16 protein-coding genes are annotated in these 19,340 nt (G+C 42.2%); 12 read left to right on the forward strand and 4 right to left on the reverse strand.

What is annotated here, in order from left to right; genetic code table 11:
• Window positions 1-10: 10 nt before the first annotated feature.
• On the forward strand, window positions 11-2,854 hold the full coding sequence (uvrA, locus tag F9B85_RS09690; protein WP_151620557.1) for an excinuclease ABC subunit UvrA: 2,844 nt from the start codon (window positions 11-13) through the stop codon (window positions 2,852-2,854).
• A 63-nt stretch (window positions 2,855-2,917) separates the two neighbouring features.
• On the opposite strand, the gene F9B85_RS09695 is transcribed toward uvrA, so the two are convergent.
• The 4 genes from F9B85_RS09695 to F9B85_RS09710 all read right to left on the reverse strand — a co-directional run bounded on the left by F9B85_RS09695 (window position 2,918) and on the right by F9B85_RS09710 (window position 6,343).
• Window positions 2,918-3,769: a DUF368 domain-containing protein gene (locus F9B85_RS09695; protein WP_207707095.1), complete on the reverse strand. Its 852-nt coding sequence runs from the start codon at window positions 3,767-3,769 to the stop codon at window positions 2,918-2,920.
• Between the two features lie 221 nt (window positions 3,770-3,990).
• Complete coding sequence (locus F9B85_RS09700; protein ID WP_151620363.1) at window positions 3,991-4,323, reverse strand: hypothetical protein; 333 nt, start codon at window positions 4,321-4,323, stop codon at window positions 3,991-3,993.
• A 151-nt stretch (window positions 4,324-4,474) separates the two neighbouring features.
• Window positions 4,475-4,888 carry a divergent PAP2 family protein gene (locus F9B85_RS09705; protein WP_170270399.1) on the reverse strand — a complete coding sequence of 138 codons (414 nt, stop codon included), beginning with the start codon at window positions 4,886-4,888 and terminating at the stop codon, window positions 4,475-4,477.
• Between the two features lie 114 nt (window positions 4,889-5,002).
• Window positions 5,003-6,343 carry a glucose-6-phosphate isomerase gene (locus tag F9B85_RS09710; protein ID WP_151620367.1) on the reverse strand — a complete coding sequence of 447 codons (1,341 nt, stop codon included), beginning with the start codon at window positions 6,341-6,343 and terminating at the stop codon, window positions 5,003-5,005.
• A 223-nt stretch (window positions 6,344-6,566) separates the two neighbouring features.
• On the opposite strand from F9B85_RS09710, the gene uvrC reads away from it, so the two are divergent.
• The 11 genes from uvrC to whiA all read left to right on the forward strand — a co-directional run bounded on the left by uvrC (window position 6,567) and on the right by whiA (window position 19,069).
• The gene (gene uvrC, locus F9B85_RS09715) at window positions 6,567-8,453 is read left to right on the forward strand and encodes an excinuclease ABC subunit UvrC (RefSeq protein WP_151620561.1); all 1,887 of its coding nucleotides are present in this window, start codon (window positions 6,567-6,569) and stop codon (window positions 8,451-8,453) included.
• On the forward strand, window positions 8,450-8,791 hold the full coding sequence (locus F9B85_RS09720) for a phage holin family protein (RefSeq protein WP_151620369.1): 342 nt from the start codon (window positions 8,450-8,452) through the stop codon (window positions 8,789-8,791). Before uvrC ends, F9B85_RS09720 begins: the two co-directional genes overlap by 4 nt.
• Before the next feature lie 59 nt (window positions 8,792-8,850).
• Window positions 8,851-9,693, forward strand: coding sequence for a Cof-type HAD-IIB family hydrolase (locus tag F9B85_RS09725; protein ID WP_170270400.1), 843 nt, complete (start codon window positions 8,851-8,853; stop codon window positions 9,691-9,693).
• A gap of 3 nt (window positions 9,694-9,696) precedes the next feature.
• Window positions 9,697-10,707 (forward strand): alpha-hydroxy-acid oxidizing protein, encoded by a 1,011-nt coding sequence (locus F9B85_RS09730; protein ID WP_151620373.1) that lies wholly within the window; start codon window positions 9,697-9,699, stop codon window positions 10,705-10,707.
• Window positions 10,708-10,931: 224 nt separating this feature from the next.
• The gene (locus F9B85_RS09735) at window positions 10,932-12,434 is read left to right on the forward strand and encodes an alpha-amylase family glycosyl hydrolase (RefSeq protein ID WP_151620375.1); all 1,503 of its coding nucleotides are present in this window, start codon (window positions 10,932-10,934) and stop codon (window positions 12,432-12,434) included.
• On the forward strand, window positions 12,434-13,990 hold the full coding sequence (gene malQ / locus F9B85_RS09740; RefSeq protein ID WP_151620377.1) for a 4-alpha-glucanotransferase: 1,557 nt from the start codon (window positions 12,434-12,436) through the stop codon (window positions 13,988-13,990). The genes F9B85_RS09735 and malQ overlap by 1 nt, the downstream gene beginning before the upstream one ends.
• The gene (locus F9B85_RS09745) at window positions 13,947-14,936 is read left to right on the forward strand and encodes an ROK family protein (RefSeq protein WP_170270402.1); all 990 of its coding nucleotides are present in this window, start codon (window positions 13,947-13,949) and stop codon (window positions 14,934-14,936) included. Before malQ ends, F9B85_RS09745 begins: the two co-directional genes overlap by 44 nt.
• Entirely contained in the window at window positions 14,933-15,844 is a 912-nt protein-coding gene (locus F9B85_RS09750; protein WP_151620381.1) for an alkaline phosphatase family protein, read from the forward strand. The genes F9B85_RS09745 and F9B85_RS09750 overlap by 4 nt, the downstream gene beginning before the upstream one ends.
• A gap of 119 nt (window positions 15,845-15,963) precedes the next feature.
• Window positions 15,964-16,866, forward strand: coding sequence for an RNase adapter RapZ (gene rapZ, locus F9B85_RS09755; protein ID WP_151620383.1), 903 nt, complete (start codon window positions 15,964-15,966; stop codon window positions 16,864-16,866).
• Complete coding sequence (locus F9B85_RS09760; RefSeq protein WP_243138146.1) at window positions 16,863-18,233, forward strand: gluconeogenesis factor YvcK family protein; 1,371 nt, start codon at window positions 16,863-16,865, stop codon at window positions 18,231-18,233. The genes rapZ and F9B85_RS09760 overlap by 4 nt, the downstream gene beginning before the upstream one ends.
• 62 nt (window positions 18,234-18,295) lie before the next feature.
• Entirely contained in the window at window positions 18,296-19,069 is a 774-nt protein-coding gene (gene whiA / locus F9B85_RS09765; RefSeq protein WP_151620385.1) for a DNA-binding protein WhiA, read from the forward strand.
• Window positions 19,070-19,340: the final 271 nt, after the last annotated feature.

Genomic DNA, 19,340 nt, shown 5'->3' on the forward strand with positions numbered 1-19,340 from the left:
GGAGCCAGCCATGTCAGATGCTATTCGAGTCCGCGGTGCTCGGGCTCATAACTTAAAAAATATTGACGTGGACATTCCAAGGGACAAGCTCGTCGTCTTGACGGGCTTGTCTGGATCAGGGAAGTCCTCTCTAGCTTTTGATACTATTTATGCCGAAGGTCAACGCCGTTACGTAGAATCACTTTCTGCTTATGCCCGTCAGTTTCTCGGACAGATGGATAAGCCAGATGTTGATTATATTGAAGGTCTATCGCCAGCTATTTCTATTGATCAAAAGACGACATCGAAGAATCCACGTTCTACTGTGGGTACTGTAACAGAGATTTATGATTATCTACGTTTACTTTTTGCAAGAGTCGGTAGAGCCCACTGTCCAAAATGTGGTCAGCCAATTCAACAGCAAACAGTAGAGCAAATGGTGGACCAGATTATCGCTTATCCAGAAGGAACGAAGTTACAAATTCTCGCCCCCCTCATTCGTGGCAAAAAAGGCGAACATGTAAAAGTAATTGAAGATATTCGTAAAAAAGGTTATGTTCGTGTGCGCATCGATGGTGAAGTGATGGAAGCCATGGACGAGATCAGTCTGGAAAAAAACAAAAAGCATACTATCGAAGTAGTCATTGATCGCATAGTCTTAAGGCCTGATATTGAACGCCGCCTAGCAGACTCCTTAGAAGTAGCTTTATCCTTAGCAGAAGGTTTAGTCATTGTAGACTTAATAGGGCAAGCAGAACTACTCTTTTCCCAGAACTTTGCCTGCACTGATTGTGGTATCTCCATTGGTGAAATTGAGCCTAGAATGTTTTCTTTTAACGCCCCTTACGGTGCTTGCCCTGACTGTACTGGCTTAGGTGTCCATCTGGTCGTCGAGCCCGAGCTAGTCATTCCTGACAAAAAGAAAAGCCTTGAAGGTGGTGCTTTAGCACCTTGGGCGCGTATGAACTCTGCTTTTATTCCCGAAATGCTTAGAGCACTTGCCCAAAAATATGACTTTTCAACTACTGAGCCAGTTCACAACCTTTCTGATGAAGCGCTAAAGATTATTCTCTATGGTACAGGCAAGGAGAAAATCAAAGTTGAGTTTCTTAACTTCGACGGAGAAAAGCGTCTTTTTGAATCTCCTTTTGAAGGGGTCATTACCAATTTACAGCGCCGTCATCGTGAAACGCAGTCCGATTGGTCACGTGAAGATATTGAAGAGTACATGGTGCAAAAACCTTGTCCGCAATGTGGTGGAGCACGACTTAAGCCAGAAAGCTTGGCCGTTTTAATAGGTGAGAAGAATATTCATCAGATTACAGAGATGTCTGTAGAAGAAAGCTACCGCTTCTTTGAGCAAGTTGAATTAACAGAACGAGAAGCTATTATCGCTAGACAAATTCTTAAAGAAATACGAGAGCGACTTGGCTTTCTTAATAACGTTGGCTTGAATTACCTAACCTTAGCTCGAGGTGCTGGTACTTTAAGTGGTGGAGAAGCTCAGCGTATTCGTTTGGCTACGCAGATTGGCTCTGGACTTATGGGCGTTCTCTATGTACTAGATGAGCCTTCTATTGGCTTACATCAGCGAGATAACGAACGGTTGCTCCAAACTCTTGAACGACTTCGCAATCTTGGTAACACATTATTGGTTGTAGAACATGATGAAGACACCATGCTTGCCGCTGATCACATCATCGATATTGGTCCTGGTGCTGGTGCTCATGGGGGAACAGTAGTTGCCCAGGGTACTCTAGAAGCCATCATGCAGGAAAGCGAATCCGTAACAGGTCAATACCTCTCTGGTCGCAAATTCATCCCTCTTCCTGATGCCAGAAAAGAACGGAATGGGAAATGGATTGAAGTGGTCGGTGCTGAAGAGAACAACTTGAAAAAAATCGATGTAGCCTTTCCGCTCAACCTTTTTGTTTGTGTTACCGGTGTTTCTGGCTCAGGTAAATCAACACTCATCAACGAGATTTTGCACAAAGCTCTCGCCATGGAACTGCATAATGCAAAAACTCAACCAGGTGCTCACCAAGAGATTCGAGGCATCGAGAATCTAGAAAAAGTGATCGACATTGATCAATCACCTATCGGACGTACACCTCGCTCGAATCCAGCTACGTATACTGGTGTCTTTGACGGCATAAGAGAACTCTTTTCACAAGTGCCCGATGCTAAGATGCGAGGCTATCGTCCTGGCCGTTTTTCCTTTAATGTTCGTGGCGGACGTTGTGAAGCTTGCAAAGGCGACGGTATCATTAAGATTGAAATGCACTTTCTTCCCGACGTCTACGTACCTTGTGAAGTTTGTAAAGGCAAAAGATACAATAGGGAAACCTTAGAAGTAACTTATAAAGGCAAAACAATAGCCGATGTCTTAGCCATGACAGTTGATGAAGCTTTAGAGTTTTTCCAACCTATTCCCAAGATTGCTCGTAAACTTCAGACTTTACAAGATGTAGGCTTAGGCTATATTCGTTTAGGTCAACCAGCTACTACTTTATCTGGCGGAGAAGCCCAAAGGGTAAAGTTAGCTACAGAGCTATCGAGGCGCTCGAATGGCAAAACATTATACATCCTCGATGAACCAACAACGGGACTGCATATTGCTGATATACACAAACTACTAGGTGTTTTACAGCGCCTAGTAGAAGCAGGCGACACCGTATTAGTTATTGAGCACAATCTTGATGTAATCAAAACAGCCGACTATATAATCGATTTGGGGCCTGAAGGAGGCAACAAAGGCGGTACTATTGTAGCCAAAGGAACGCCAGAAGAGATCTGCCAAGTAGAAGCTTCTTATACAGGTCAATTCCTACAAAAGGTTTTGCAACGAAAAGCAGGAGCTTCCGTTCTGACTTAGCGAAAGTGCTTAAAAAGCAAAGGAAGACCCCGCAACTTTTTACGGGGTCTTCCTTTATGTTTTCTATAAAGTTTCTTTTTGAGCTATTTTTCGATTCTCTATAGTAGCTAGGAGATAAGCACTTACCAAGCCGCCAAGAAAGGCACTAAAACTCAAAAATATAATAAATATATCAGAGCTTAGGCCGGGGAATACAACAAAAATAGAGCCTACAACAAATCCGATCATGACGGCGTATGTAGCGATCTTATAATGAATGAAGAGATAATGAATGATTTTACTTGTAAGAATGAGCCCAATACCAATCCCCATGATCACAGTTATGATAATAGGAATATGCAGAACAGAAAGGGCATGGATAACTGTAGGATAGACACCTAATAGTAGAAAAATAAATGAGCCACTTACACCAGGCAAGATCATAGCTGAGCTAGCTAACCAACCTGAGAAAAAGAGAAGGATGTAATCAAAAAAACTCAAGTCAGTAATAATCGCGCCTAGGTTATCTTCTCTAATCAAAGTTGTTCCAGCAACAGCTAAAGCGGCTAGCCCTAATAGTAGATAGTGATGAGAACGAAAAGTTTCTTTGTAGCGAACCTCTTTTAACAAAGTAGGAATGATTCCAATAATTAAGCCTAAGAAAAAGTAAAAAGTTGGTTTAGGGTAAGCCGTCATAAGCCATTTCATAAGGTGACTTACGGTGAGCAATGCTAGACCAATGCCTAAGCCAAGGGGGATGAGAAAAAGGAGATGTTTTTTCCATTCTTTTGTAAAAATACCGTTAATAGCATTGATGAGCGACTGGTAGATACCTAAGACTAAAGCTATAGTACCACCACTTACACCAGGTATAAGGTCAGAAATCCCCATGACGAATCCTCTGGGGATATTGCGCCATTCCAGCAAATCCGTCAAATCCCTTCCTAGTTGGAATGTAGATAAGTATCTTTGTCTACTTTGCGACAGCCTTGATTGTATCATACTTTATTACAAGAAAAAAAGAAGGAGTAAGAGCTTTCTTAATTTTTACCAACCTTGTAAAGGTATCTATATTTTCAAGCACTTTAAAACAAAAAAAATAAAAAGCCGCCTCCTATAGTTGCTGTAAGCTGTTACAGCAAGCGTTAGAGGGGCTATTAGAAATTCTTTTTGTCTTCCTGAGACTGATTAGAAGAAGTAAAATCTTGCTCTTGCCAAAGATTACTTGGTTCTTGTTGCTCTCTTTTAAATAAATCTAAAACATTATCTCCTTTTTCCTTCTCGTTCATCTGTGATTTGGAAGCTTCGGTCTTTCTATACCATTGGCTACCAAAAAAACCGACTAGAATACCTAGGCTGAAATGAAAGAGAATAGCTAGAATGAGAAAATGAGTAAAGGTCCAATCAATCCAAAGAAAGCTAAATTTATCACTGATAGACTCGTTGAAGGCCGAATTCATAGACTTAAAAAAGAGGGCCAGATCTGTCATAGAGGACACCTCCTTGCTAAAAAAGGGCCAGAAGTAAGCAAGCTTTTTGTGAATATTCTTACTTCTATTATACGGTAAGAATGGAAAGATTGCTAGAGATAGAACAAGAGCCAATCTTATATTGTATAAGATTGGCTCTTGTAAGAGCTTTTCAAGTATTTAGCAACCAGGCGATAATAAAGCCTAATAAAGCACCAGCCATTACTTCAGCTGGCGAATGACCTAATCGTTCCTTCAAAGGTCCATCGTCAGGATGACGACGAAAGCCCATAATGTTAAGCAGTTGGTTAATCGTTTTGGCATGCTCGCCAGCAGAACGACGGACACCCATAGCATCAAAAACAACGACACCGGCAAAAACAACAGCAAGGGCAAAAAGATCAGACTGAATACCGTGACGGTAAGCAATAGCTGTGACCAGAGAAATGACTAAAGCCGTATGAGAACTAGGCATACCACCGGGTTCAAAGAAGCGGAACCATAAGATTTCACCTTGTTCAATCGATTCTAGAATAAACTTTATTGCTTGAGCTAGAACAACAGCAATTAAGGGTGTAAAGATCAAGGTTAACAGGTTATTCCGCCGCTCCTTTCTGGGAACTGCAGTAAGATCAGAGTAAGCTAAAAATCAAGAAAAGCATCCATAATGTTCCAATAAAGACCGATTGACCGTAAACCCTTAAGATAGCCTTTTTTCTAAAGCTTCTTTTTGTGCTTCATAACCTTGCTTGCCTAAGAGGGCAAACATATTTTTCTTATAAGACTCAACACCAGGCTGATCGAAGGGGTTCACCTTTAAGAGATAGCCGCTAATAGCGCAAGCTTTTTCGAAGAAGTAAAAGAGCTGTCCTAATTGATAAGGGCTTTGTTCAGGAGCTTTAAGCACCAGATTAGGTACTTGGCCGTCAACATGAGCAAGCAAAGTACCAGCAAAAGCTTTTTTGTTAACATAGTCTATTGTTTTGCCGGTTAAGAAATTGAGACCGTCTCCGTCATCTTCTTCTACTTCTAGTGGTAAATCAATAAGCGGCTTCTCGAACTGAATTACTGTCTCCATTAGGATACGCAATCCCTCTTGAATGTATTGTCCCATAGAATGTAAATCAGTAGAGAAATTTACAGAAGCAGGGAAAATACCTTTGCCTTCTTTGCCTTCACTTTCTCCATAGAGTTGCTTCCACCATTCGGAAAAATACTGCATAGAAGGCTCATAGTTTACTAGAAGCTCAATTTGTTTACCCTGACGGTATAGAAGCTGACGAGCAACTGCGTACTGATAGCAGGTATTGTCTATAAGTGACTCTTTAGCATAGCTTTCCATAGCTTGTCGAGCACCTGCTAGCAATTGCTTGATATCAATGCCTGCCGCAGCAATAGGAAGTAGGCCAACTGCCGTAAGGACTGAATAGCGTCCACCAACGTCGTCAGGTACTACAAAGCATTCGTAGCCTTTAGCATCGGCAAATTGCTTAAGAGCTCCTTTGGATTTATCTGTTGTCGCATAGATACGCTTGCGCGCTTCTTCAGGACCATACTTTTTTTCCATCCATCGACGCAAAAAACGAAAAGCTATAGCTGGCTCAGTTGTAGTTCCCGATTTCGAGATGACGTTGAGGGAAACATCTTTGTCTTCTAAGTAGGTGAGCAACTGAGCAAGATAGGTGGAGCTAAGATGATGACCGGCAAAATAAATCTCCGTTCCAGGTCTTTGAGATCTAGAAAGCTGGTTGTGAAAAGGATTTGTTAGCATCTCAATGGCAGCTTTGGCGCCCAAATAAGAACCACCAATACCTATTACTATTAGAGCATCAGAAGATGCTTGTATTCTTTTGGCTGCCCCTTCTATACGACTAAATTCTTCACGATCATACTGCTCTGGCAGTTTAAGCCAACCTGTGAACTCATGCCCAGCGCCAGTACCCTGGTGAAGAGCTTGATGAGCTTGTAAAACTTCCTTTTCCAAGGTGTCAACTTGATCTTTTACCGTCGAATAGGTTAAATCGAGTTGCAATGAGGCCAAGGATTGAGCCCTCCTTAATATGCAATAATCAATAACTACTTCTATGGCTATAGAATTTATCTATAAGACCATAGAGTTTCCTTATAAAGTTTTTCTATGGAAGGATGTGGGATTCCTTCTTTTTTCCTGAGAAAGTTCAAACAAGGTGCGAGTAAAACAAGGCAGTGTAGGCTATCCCCTTAAGTGTGCTATCATAAGAAAAGAGGTGAAAAGGTTGCATTGGATGTTACAGGAAAAGCTGAATAAGCTCCCTAATAAACCAGGTGTTTATTTAATGAAAGATGAACAGGGTCAAGTTATTTACGTAGGAAAAGCGATTAACTTAAAAAATCGTGTGCGCTCTTATTTTCAAGGCTCAAAAAACCTTACTGCTAAGACACAAGCGCTAGTAAGCCGCATCAAAGATCTAGAAACTATTGTGACGGATTCGGAATTAGAAGCCTTGATTTTAGAATGTACCTTAATTAAAGAACATAAGCCTCGTTATAACATCATGTTGCGAGATGACAAAAGCTATCCCTACCTGAAAGTAACTTTACAGGAATCATTTCCACGGCTGATCGTGACGAGAAGATTAGAAAAAGATGGTGCTAAATATTTTGGCCCTTATAGTTCTGCTGGTTCAGTACGAGAAACAGTCAATCTGATTCGCAGTCTTTTTCCTTTACGATCTTGTGCAGGTGCTGATTGTAAACATCGTAAAAGGTCTTGTCTGAATCACCACATCGGTCGCTGTCTAGCGCCTTGTAGTGGTAAAGTAAAAACTGAAGAATATACCAAAGTGATCAAAGATGTAATCGCTTTTTTAGAAGGTAAAGAAGATCAAATTCTACGACGGCTACAATCAGATATGATGGCGGCCGCCGAAGCGTTGGAGTTTGAAAAGGCCGCTGAAATTCGTAATCAGCTACAAGCTTTAGAGCGAGTCATGGAGAAACAAAAAGTTGTCTCCACAACTTTAGAAGATCAAGATGTTATTGCTATGGCTAGAGGTATTAATCAAGTATGTGTGCAAATCTTTTTCATCCGTGCTGGTAAGCTCATTGGTAGAGAACATTTTTTCTTAGAAGGAACAGACGAAATGGATCGATCTCAAGTAATTACTGCTTTTGTAAAGCAATATTACAGCCGATCAGAATTTATCCCGCCGCAAGTTCTTTTGCAAGAGCCTTTAGATTCTCCTGAAGAGGCTGAGCTTATTAGAAGTTTTCTAAAAGAAAAAAGAGGCGGCTCTGTAGATATAGTAGTTCCTAAGCGTGGCAAGAAGTATCAACTAGTAGAAATGGTTTCCAAGAATGCTCTTTTGACTTTAGAACAACAGGAGCGGGAACAACAGCATAAGAAATCAAGGACAGAAGATGCCGTCTTAGAGTTGCAAAAGCACCTAGATCTAGAAGAGATACCCTGGAGAATAGAATGCTTTGATATCTCCAATACGATGGGACAGGAATCGGTAGCTTCTATGGTTGTTTTTGAAGGCGGTGCACCTAAGCGCTCCGACTATAGACGCTTTCGTGTGCGCACGGTTGAAGGACCTAATGACTTTGCTTCTATGGAAGAAGTATTGGGTCGCCGTTTTGCTCGAGCTAGAGAAGAGGCGAAGGCGATTGCAGAAGGGCACTTAGATGCGATGAGTGCTAAATTTGCCATCTTGCCCGATCTGGTCATAGTGGATGGTGGTAAGGGACAATTAAGCTCAGCTCGTAAAGCAATGGTCCAGCATGGTTACGCTATAATCCCTACCTTTGGATTAGCCAAAGAAAATGAATGGCTTTTCCATGAAGGATCGTCAGAGCCGATTGTTCTACCTCGCCATTCTAAAGCTCTTTATCTGGTACAACGTCTCCGTGATGAGGCGCATCGTTTTGCTATCACTTATCATCGTCAATTGCGTTCGAAAGCAGGACTTACTTCTGCTCTCGACAAAATAGCAGGCATTGGTCCAAAAAGGAAGACAGCTTTACTGCAACACTTTGGTTCAGTGAAAGCAATTAAGTCTGCAACGGTGGAAGAAATTGCCGTTGTGGAGGGCATGAATATTACCTTAGCGGAAACGGTGCGAGCAAGCTTGTTAGCTTTAGAAGATGAAGAAAAAGGGGTGAAAAAATGAACGCCATTATTATGCGTTGGCTCTTTAACACACTGGCTTTAGTCATAGCGGCTTTTATTATTCCGGGGATTGAAGTCCTAGGCATAGCCGAGGCTATGATTGCCGCTTTCTTATTAGGTGTCGTCAACGCTTTTATCAGACCGCTAGTGTTGATTTTTACTTTACCTATAACGGTATTAACGCTCGGTTTATTTGCTCTCGTGATTAATGGGCTGATGCTCTGGATGGTCTCGGCAATTGTACCGGGCTTAGAAATAGCAGGTTTCTGGTCTGCTTTCTTCGGCGCTATTATACTTTCTCTGGTAAGCACCCTGCTAAGCTGGTTTGTCAAAGATTGATAAGCAAGCAAAAGGATAACTTATCAGAATGATCCATAGAAGAGGAGTGGAAAAATAAAGTGACTCAAGTAGAAGAAGAAAAAAAGCCCCTTTCACTAGTTGCTATTGATGTTGATGATACCTTACTGACTGATGAATTAAAAATTTTAAGGCAGGTAAAAGAAGCGATTCAAAAAGCTCAACAAAAAGGTGTGACTGTAACCTTAGCTACAGGTCGCATGTATCGCTCGACCCTTCCTTATGCCAATGAATTGGGCTTGGCTTTACCACTCATTGTTTATCAAGGAGCTTTAATTAAAGATTCCAAGACTGGTGAAGTGCTCTGGCATCGTTCTGTCGATAAAGCAGTAGCTAGGGAAGTGCTGTCTTTTTTAAGGGATCAAAAGCTACATGTCAATTTATATGTAAATGATCAGTTGTATATGGAGAAGTTGGATGAAGAAGGTCTAGGTTATATCAAGTTAGCCAAAGTACCAGCTACGTTGATCCAAGACCATGCCTCACTCCTAGAAGAACACAATCCTACCAAAATTTTAGCTATTGGAGATCCTGAAGTTCTTAAAAAGCTAGAAAAAGAGGGGCGGGAGCGTTGGGGTGATCGGCTCTTTGTAACCCGCTCCAAGCCTTTTTACTTAGAATTTATGGATCGTCGAGCAGGTAAAGGAGAGGCCCTGCATTTTCTAGCAGAGAGGCTAAATATTTCTCGAGAAGCTGTTATGGCCATCGGCGACTCTTATAACGATCTAGATATGCTTGACTACGCCGGAATTTCAGTAGCCATGGGCAATGGTGCTCAAGAAGTTCGAGAGCGAGCTAGTTGGATTGCACCTACGAATCAAGAAGGTGGAGTTGCCGTGGCTCTCGAGCGTTTTGTACTTAGTGGTTTGAAAGGAGCTCAATAAGTAATGGACTTAAAAGAAATCAAAGCTTCAGCTCGGGAGAAGATGAAAGGTTTTTGTCGAATTTGCCCTACCTGTGATGGTCGCGTCTGCGCAGGAGAAGTACCTGGTATGGGAGGTGCTGGCACTGGCTCGTCCTTTATAGAAAACCTTCGTGCTCTTAGTGCTGTTAAGTTGAATATGCGTACTCTTCATGATGCTAAAGAGCCTGATATGTCTGTAGAAATTTTTGGACAATCTTTACAAGGGCCAATTATGGGAGCGCCTATTACTGGTGCTTCTTATAATGGTGGTGGTGCTATTTCTGAATTGGAGATGGTTACTGCTATTGTGAAAGGTTCAGCAGAAGCTGGTCTGATCGGTTGGGGTGGTGACGGTGCTGATCCTACTATGTATCACTCTGGCTTAGAAGCGATTAAAGGGACAGGAAAAGGTATTACTTGTATCAAACCGCGATCTCAAGATGAGATTATAGAGCGTATTAAGGCCGCTGAAAAAACAGCTGTTACGGCTATTGGTATAGATATCGATGGTGCTGGACTGGTTACGATGGCTTTAAAAGGTCAACCAGTTGGACCGAAGACGAAAGCAGAATTGACTGAGCTTGTACAAGCTACGAAATTGCCATTAATTATTAAAGGCATTATGACTGTTGACGAAGCTGTTGCCGCCGCTGAAGCAGGTGCTCAAGCAATAGTTGTATCTAACCATGGTGGTCGCATTCTAGATCATACTCCTGGTGCCGCTACGGTACTCCCCGAAATCGCAGAAGAATTAAAAGGCAAAATCACTATCTTAGTTGACGGTGGCGTACGTTCAGGCACTGACGTCTTAAAATACTTAGCCTTAGGTGCGGACACAGTCTTAATCGGCCGCCCTGTCATGCAAGCCGCTTTCGGCGGTGGCGTTGAAGCAGTCAAAGTACTTATGGATAAGTACAAAGCTGAGCTTTATCAGGCGATGATTGTTACTGGTTGTAAGTCAGTTCAAGACATTGGGCCAGAGATTCTTTATTAACAGCCCTTGCTATGGAAATGTCTTCTCTCTGCAAAAGAGCAGTCTCTCAAGTGAAGAGACTGCTCTTTTCTATATCCTAATAAAGGAAATACTTTGCAGTGCATAGAATAATATAACCAAGCAAATATAGGTAAACAATGGCTATGTCAAGTTATCCTTTGTATAGATAGAGTAGACAGTGGCGAAGATGGTAGTAAAAAAAAGGTGAAAAGTGAGGCGATGGAATGACTTCTGTGCCAGAGTGGTTTCGTTCGGCTATTATATATCAAATCTATCCTCGTGTTCACGGCTTTCAAGAGGGGCGCTTCGGTACGCTTGTAGATATTGAAAAGGATCTTGAACGCATTCAAAAGCTAGGAGCTAATACTATTTGGTTGATGCCTATTCAGCCCCTCGGGGAAGTGAACCGTAAAGGGATATCTGGTTCTCCTTATGCAATTCGTGATTATAAAAGCATCAGTGCTGATGTAATTGCTTGTGACCGAAAAGAAGAGTTGTCGCCTGATGACTTAGAAGCTTTGGGGAAAGAGCAATTTCGCTCTCTTGTTAAGTCAGCCCATCAACGAGGTATGCGCGTCCTGATGGATTTTGTAGGTAATCATTGTGCGCCTGATAATGTCCTGCTCGATCCTGCTAACCCACCTCAGCGAGGTGGTTATCATCCTGAGTGGTTTATTTGGGATCAAGAAGATAAATTACCTTTAGCACCTGAGCCAGACTGGTGGGATACCGTTGATATCAATTATGGTATTGCTGTTCCAGGTAAGCCTAACTATCATCGTCTCTATCATCAAGATGAACAAGTACAGAAAGAACTTTGGGCTTACATGACATCAGTTTTAACTTATTGGGTTAAGGAATTTGATATTGACGGTTATCGTTGCGATTTTGCCCACTGGGTACCTTTAGAGTTCTGGCGAGAAGCGATTGCAGAAGTTAAAGGGATCAAAAAAGAAACTATATTTTTTGCTGAAGCTTATGATCGCTTGAAAGAACTTCTAGAAAGCGGCTTTGATGCTACCTATGCATTTGAAATCTATAATCAGCTAAAAAGTCTTCATCATGACGTTAAGTACGACGATCCATATTTTGAAGTACCTTATATTAAAGATAAAATTAACTGGGAGCGGAATCGTTTCGGCCCTCGTTATTGTATGGTTCGCTATACAGAAAATCACGATGAGATTCGCAGTATCGTTATGTACGGTAGTGAAGAAAGAAGTAAACCACCCTTTTTATTAGCCCTTACCTTGCCCGGTGTACCTTTGCTTTACGCAGGACAGGAAGCAGGTGCTGTAATTAGGCCTCCTCTTTTTGAAGGGAACTTCGGGGAAGAGAAGTTTCAAAATATAGACTTTCATGGCCGTAAAGATTTAACAAAGTGGTATGAAAAAGTATTGACCTTACGCCAAGAGAAGTCTTATCTAAAAGGGCCAGAGCTCACTTTTGTTATTCCTAGTAATCGCAAAATGGTGATTTATCTTCGTCGATGGGGTAATGAAATGGCTTTAATGATCATAAACTTTGCTTTTGATAGTATCTCTGAAGATGTGGAGTTTGATCTTCCTGCAGAAATACTTCAATCTTGCTGGGATAGTGGTGGTCAGCTTGTTGATCTGCTTGAAGGACAGCAGGTAATCAAGATTGGCTCACGTACTGTTGCCCAAAGAGTGAAGCTAACCTTAAGCTCTCTACAGTCGCTCCTATTAGAAATGAGGAATAATTAATGAAAAAACTCTGGAACGAGCGCAGAAGCGGAATTTTGCTTCACCCTACATCTCTGCCAGGGAAGAACTATATTGGTGACTTAGGGCCAGAAGCTTATCGATTTGTCGATTTTTTACGTGCCTGCGGTCAAACACTTTGGCAAGTTTTACCTTGTGGACCTACAGGTTATGGTGATTCACCTTACTCGGCACTCTCTGCCTTTGCAGGTAATCCCCTGATGATCAGTCCTGAGATTTTGCATCGTCAGGGTCTTCTTCGGGAAGATGAACTACCGCCGGAAAAAGCGGCCCTCATAGGCAAGGTTGATTATGCAAGAGCTCGCACCTATAACGAGCAAATGCTACAACAAGCCTACGAGCGTTTTAAAATGAAAAAAGAGCTACATTATGCCTTTGGGGAATTTTGCCATCGGCAGGCGCACTGGCTAGAAAAGTTCGTTTTGTATAAAGCCTTAAAAGAAGTACATGGAGAAGCAGAATGGACGCAATGGCAACCTGCCTATGCTTTAGCACAAGAAGAAGCTTTGCAAAAAGCGACTCATGACTTATCAGATAAAATGTCTTTTCATCGCTTTGTTCAGTATCTTTTCTTTGATCAATGGCAAGCTCTTAAAGCCTATGGTAATCAAAGAGGAATCAGCTTTATTGGTGATATGCCTATCTATGTAGCTTGGGATAGTGCTGATACTTGGGGTAATCGAGAGCTTTTTGCTTTGAATGAAGAAGGCTATCCTCAAGAAGTAGGCGGTGTGCCACCAGATTATTTTAGTGAGACAGGGCAACTTTGGGGTAATCCAGTCTATGACTGGGATTATCAAAAGTCTACAGGATTTCAATGGTGGATTCGTCGTTTTCAGCACACTTTTTTGCTTTTTGACTGGGTACGTGTTGACCATTTTCGGGGCTTTGAAGCTTACTGGGCTGTTCCTTATGGTGAAAAAACAGCCATCAAGGGCCTATGGAAGAAAGCACCTGGTGATGAACTCTTTTCAGCACTCTCTTCAGCCCTTGGACCTGAACCATTACCAATTATTGCAGAAGATCTGGGGGTAATTACACCAGAAGTTGTGGCACTTCGTGAAAAGTTCAACTTTCCTGGTTTGAAGATCTTACAATTTGCCTTTGATTCTAAGGAAGAAAATGATTTTATTCCTTTTCGCTATGAACGCAACTACGTTGTCTATACAGGTACTCATGATAACGACACGACTCTCGGTTGGTTTGAGCAAGCGGCACCGCAAGATCAGGAGTACGCCTTACGTTATATGAACAGTGATAGAAACAAGGTTGTTCAAGATTTTATTAGACTGGCTCTCTCTACGGTATCGCATAGCACAATTTTCCCTATGCAAGATCTGCTAGGCCTAGACAGCACCGCACGGATGAACTTTCCAGGCACCGCCGAAGGGAATTGGAACTGGCGCTTCCAATGGGATCAATTGAGGGAAGAAGTTATTTTGGAGTTAGCTGATCTGACCAGACTTTATGGCCGTTGGTTCGGAGAGCAAGGAGGTGCTTTTACTGCCCATACAGAAGAAAATAGCCATCGCCATTGATTTAGGTGGTACAGCAATCAAAGGTGCTCTTATCAATGAAGAAGGTACTATTTTGAGCCAAAAAAGCTGCCCTACAGAAGCCGAAGCTGGTTACGAAAAAGTAAAGCAGAATATTTTGGAGATGATTGAGTCTTTTCGTGAAGAAAGTCAGAGCAAAAAATATGGAGAAGTGAAAGGAATAGGTCTAGGTGTACCAGGCACAATCGATTCTGCTACACCTCAGATTGTTACTTTTGCACCGAATCTTCATTGGAAGAATGTGCCCATTGGGTCGGATCTGGAAAAGCTAACACAATTGCCTCTTTTCATGGAAAACGATGCTAATTTGGCCGCTTGTGGTGAGCATTGGAAAGGTGCCGGTCAGGGTTCTACTTCCCTTGCAGTCCTAACTCTAGGTACTGGTGTCGGTTGTGGTCTTATTTTAGAAAACCAGCTTTATCGAGGTGTTAAGGGCGGGGCTGGTGAAGTGGGTCATCTTGTTCTTATACCAGATGGCCCACGTTGTAACTGTGGGCTACGTGGTTGCCTAGAAGCTCTGGTAGGAGCGCCAGCTATCGTCGCCATGGCAGAAAAACATCTAGCTATTGACAAGAGCGACTTGTTAGGCCAAGTAGAAGGCTCTTTAGAGGCGCGCCATATTTTTGATGCCGCTCGAGAAAAAGATCCGATGGCTCAGGCTATAGTTCAACAAGTGGCCGGTTATCTTGGTTGGGGAATCGCTCTACTACTAAACACCTTGAATTTAGAACGAATTCTCCTTGGTGGCGGTATTGCTAAGGCTGGTGAAGTACTTTTTAACCCATTGCGGGAAGCAATTAAACAAAGAGCCTTGCCTGTTGCTATAGAAAGCGCAATTATCGAAGAGGCTACACTAGGCAACAAGGCTGGCATAATGGGAGCAGCTTCTCAAGTTTTTTATAGAACAAAGAAAGTGGGCGATCAATGATGGAAAGCCATCACTTTCGTAAAGTAGATAAAGTAGTCCTGCTCGTAATTGACGGCATGGACTGTGTTAACTTAACGATGGCTCATACACCTGTCATGGACGGGCTACATGGAAAAACAGCCGTTGGTGTGGCTCATACGGAAGTGTTAGGTGCTGGGGCGGCCATCACACCGATTGCTCACGGTATGATGGGAACGGGCTACAATGTTATAGCCCACCGCCCTGGCTATCAAGCAACAGGTCGTCCCTATGACTACCACGGCTCACCTGTTGAAACTATCGGTGAAGTAGCAAGGGAAGCAGGGATGACAACAGCAGCTGTGGGCAAGAATGAGGCAGCTATTGTTCTTGGTGGCTCTGATCAAGTCGATTTGCGGCGTCTTGAGATGGATGGTATTGACGGCGGAGACCACCGGATTTTAGCGCAAGAAGTATTGCAAGTCTTAAAAAAGATGGATTGTGGTATTTTAGTAGCCAATTATTCTGCTGTTGATATGATGGCCCATAGAAGAGATGTCAGTCTTCTGATAGAATCGGTAGAAAGGGCTGACGCTATTGTAGCCAAACTTTTAGCGTCTGTTGATCTAGAGAAAACGTTATTTGTTATTACTGCTGATCATGGCACTAACCCTTTCACAGGCAATCACAACACAGCACCAACACCGATTTGCTTGATCACGGGGCAGATAACAGGAAGACAAAACCTAGGTGTCGTTCATAACCTAGAAATAGCGCCTACTATTACAGCGGCACTAGGGTTACGTCGACCTGCGCAAGCTCTAGGTCGCGACCTTTTACCTCTTGCTCTTGGTAAAGAAAGAGAGTACTCCTATCACATAAAGCTAGAAGAACAGCTAGAAGAACTATATCGTCTTGATCAACCGCGCCATGTGCAACAACATATCTAACTGCACTCTTTAGCTGACCATGCTTCTGAAAGCACTAAAATATAAGGCAAATAGATAGTCAGAAGGAAACTGCTATAGTAGACTGCAGAAGATAGCTAAGAAAGGAGGTGCCGGTTTTTATGGAAAAGATAAAAGACCATACCATCGAAGTTGTCATCATCACCGGCCTCTCCGGTGCAGGAAAAAGCCAGGCCATTCGAGTTTTTGAAGATCTAGGTTTTTTTTGTGTTGATAATTTACCACCTAATCTTTTGCCCAAGTTTGGCGAGCTCATTGTACAGTCGACAGGCAAAATTAAAAAGATCGCTCTCGTTATAGATATCCGTGGACGGGAATTTTTCAGTTCTTTAAATGAAGGTCTCGATGAACTGCAAAGACAAGGATTAGGCAGTGAAATTTTCTTTTTAGAAGCTTCTGATGAAACACTTATTCGCCGCTTTAAAGAGTCGCGAAGACGTCATCCCCTTTCAGAAAGCGGGCGCATTTTAGACGGAATTCAGCGTGAGCGCACCATTTTATCGGATTTACGAGGTAGGGCTAACTGGATTATTGATACGACCGATCTTTCAGTACAAAATCTTAGAAGACAGATTGTTGATATGTTTGCTCAAGAAGAAGAAAAAGGCAATATGAAAATAACTTTAATGTCCTTTGGTTTCAAATACGGTGTGCCTCGTGATGTTGATTTACTAATGGATGTGCGCTTTTTGCCGAATCCTCACTATATCCCCGAATTAAAACCATTAACAGGTAACGATGAAGCTGTGCAAAACTACGTTATGAAGTCACAAGCAACCCGTCTTTTTTTACGTAAGTTTTACTCTCTTTTACGATTTTTGATCCCCCACTATGTGAAAGAAGGGAAGAGTCACCTAGTCATCGCTATTGGTTGTACGGGAGGCAAACATCGTTCCGTCACGTTAGCCAATCGCCTAGCTCAAAGCTTGTCCAAGCAGAATTACTCGCTTACAGCAAAGCACCGAGACATTGAAAAGGATCGGGGAGGCGAGGAGAGAACGTGAAATGGGCAATGTGGCTCTATCCAGGTTTGAAAATAAAGCGATGGATGGCACTTTCCTTTCTCGGGATCTTTCTAGCTGGAGCGAGTGCCTCTTTGTTACTAGAAGGTCAGTTTTTTGGCTATCTAGAAAGTTTGATTCTTCAATTAACTAAACAATTAGAACCGGCGGCGCTCACTCTGGTGGGAATAATTCTTTTTGCTTGTGGTCTCTTGCTACACATCTTAGGCTTTATTCGTATGGTGCGTTCGATTTACCAAGTCGTTGCACCAGAGAAAGAACGAAAACTTGTAGAAGTACTCTATCGAAGGCGCTCTTTAGAACGAGGTGCCAAGATTGTTGTCATCGGTGGAGGCACAGGCTTATCAGTATTACTGCGAGGTCTGAAAGAATATACCTCTAACATAACAGCTATCGTTACTGTATCTGACGATGGAGGCAGTTCGGGCAGGCTTCGGGATGATCTTGGTATCGTAGCACCAGGAGATATTCGGAACTGCTTAGTAGCCCTCGCCGATACGGAATCAGAAATGGATCAAGTATTAAACTATCGCTTTGCTCAAGGCGAACTATCAGGTCATAACTTAGGCAATTTACTACTAGCGGGCGCGGCGCAATCAGCTGGAAGTTTCGAAAAAGCAGTGGCCCTAATAAGCAAGGTCTTAGCAGTGCGTGGACAAGTCTTGCCATCTACTTTGTCGAACGTAACGCTCTGCGCTCTCTTGCGAAATGGTCAATATATACGGGGAGAGACAGCAATTACAGCGGTCGATGGAGCTATTCGATCTGTTTTTCTTGACCCAGAAGATTGTCAGCCTTTGCCACAGACAGTGACAGCAATACAAGAAGCTGATGCAATCATTATCGGCCCAGGTAGTTTATACACAAGCTTATTGCCCAATTTACTCGTTCAAGGAATTGCTGAAAGCCTTGCCGTTACGAAAGCACCCAAAATCTATGTTTGTAATGTTATGACCCAACCAGGTGAAACAGATGGCTATAAAGCATCTCAACACCTACAAGCTATCAACAGTCACTGTCGACGCAATATTATAGATTACATGATAGTAAATACAGAAAAAATCCCCCAACAACTTTTGCGCAAGTATGAAAAGCAAGGGCAAAAACCGGTTGCCGTTGATTATAAAAACCTAGAAAAGCAGGGATGCCAAGTCATTCGAGCCAAACTAATTAACCAAGAAGATCTCGTTCGTCATAATCCCTTGCGTCTCTCAGAAACGATTATAGATCTAGTCATGGAAGAAAAAGAACAGCAAAAAGGTGTGAACTTAATTGATCTTTTGCTCTTCAAACGGAAAAGATCTCGCTCCTTAGCGGATCAAAATCTTTTTAATCGTTTCAAAGGTTAAAGCGAAGGAGTGAAAAGACTTGTCTTTTTCCGTACAGACAAAAGAAGAATTAGCACGTATTGATGTTCGCCGCCGAAGTTTTTTCCTTACAAACGCAAATTATGGTACGGCGTAAAAGAAGATTGAAAAAGAGTAACGTTTACGTTATTTCCATGCCTGCTCGTATCGATGATCAAGATCTATTGCAAGCCCTAGGGCTAGTTGATCAACAGGGTAACTTTACATTTGAGCTCCGAGATGAATTATTGAAAAAGCAATGTTGTCGTCGAGCTTACCTCCGCGGTGCTTTCTTAGGTGGAGGTTCCGTAAACAGCCCTGAAGGTACTTACCATTTAGAGATTATTACTAATGACGAAAGTCATGCAGAAAAAATCCAAGATTTACTACAACGATTTAACTTATCGGCCAAAGTGAGTCAACGCAAAGGTTGGTATATCGTCTATCTCAAAGAAAGCGATCAAATAGTAGAAATGCTAAGTATCATTGGCGCTCATACTGCTTTGTTGAACTTTGAAAACGTGCGCATTGTAAAAGGCATGCGCAATCAAGTTAATCGTCTGGTTAACTGTGAAACGGCAAATCTTAATAAAACGGTAAACGCCGCATTGCGCCAGGTGGAGGCTATTGAATATCTAGGACGTCACCTTGGCTTGGACAACTTACAAAAGCCTTTGAAGGAAATAGCAGAACTGCGCTTACAATATCCTGACGTGAGCTTGAAAGAACTTGGCGAAATGCTATCGCCTCCTGTCGGCAAGTCGGGAGTTAATCATCGTCTACGCAAACTAGAAAGTATGGCCGAAGATTTGATGGGCAAAGAGAAACAGATAGAATAGAAAAAGTAATGAGATTCTCACAGGTGGGTATATTATTTACGATAAGGTTATGGAATTAGAATAAGTTGAATATATATCACAGTGGTCATAAACAAAGGAAAAAAATTCTGTTATAATGAAGTAAAAGTATACAAAGATTGTCCATAAAGTCCATAAATCCCCCTTCAATGGAAGGATTTATATGAACCATGTGGAATAGACTTATCAAGTAAAGAAGAAAGTTAAGTTTATTAAGGAATGCAAGGATTATTTTGTTAGCAAGAAAGAGGAG

The organism is Heliorestis acidaminivorans, assembly GCF_008933955.1.
GTDB lineage: Bacteria > Bacillota > Desulfitobacteriia > Heliobacteriales > Heliobacteriaceae > Heliorestis > Heliorestis acidaminivorans.

Coding starts and splice junctions, on each gene's coding strand:
- F9B85_RS09700 (WP_151620363.1), bottom strand. CDS start 4,323: ATGACAGATCTGGCCCTCTTTTTTAAGTCTATGAATTCGGCCTTCAAC.
- F9B85_RS09750 (WP_151620381.1), top strand. CDS start 14,933: ATGATGGAAAGCCATCACTTTCGTAAAGTAGATAAAGTAGTCCTGCTC.
- uvrC (WP_151620561.1), top strand. CDS start 6,567: ATGTTACAGGAAAAGCTGAATAAGCTCCCTAATAAACCAGGTGTTTAT.
- malQ (WP_151620377.1), top strand. CDS start 12,434: ATGAAAAAACTCTGGAACGAGCGCAGAAGCGGAATTTTGCTTCACCCT.
- whiA (WP_151620385.1), top strand. CDS start 18,296: ATGTTCGCCGCCGAAGTTTTTTCCTTACAAACGCAAATTATGGTACGG.
- F9B85_RS09720 (WP_151620369.1), top strand. CDS start 8,450: ATGAACGCCATTATTATGCGTTGGCTCTTTAACACACTGGCTTTAGTC.
- F9B85_RS09735 (WP_151620375.1), top strand. CDS start 10,932: ATGACTTCTGTGCCAGAGTGGTTTCGTTCGGCTATTATATATCAAATC.
- rapZ (WP_151620383.1), top strand. CDS start 15,964: ATGGAAAAGATAAAAGACCATACCATCGAAGTTGTCATCATCACCGGC.
- uvrA (WP_151620557.1), top strand. CDS start 11: ATGTCAGATGCTATTCGAGTCCGCGGTGCTCGGGCTCATAACTTAAAA.
- F9B85_RS09730 (WP_151620373.1), top strand. CDS start 9,697: ATGGACTTAAAAGAAATCAAAGCTTCAGCTCGGGAGAAGATGAAAGGT.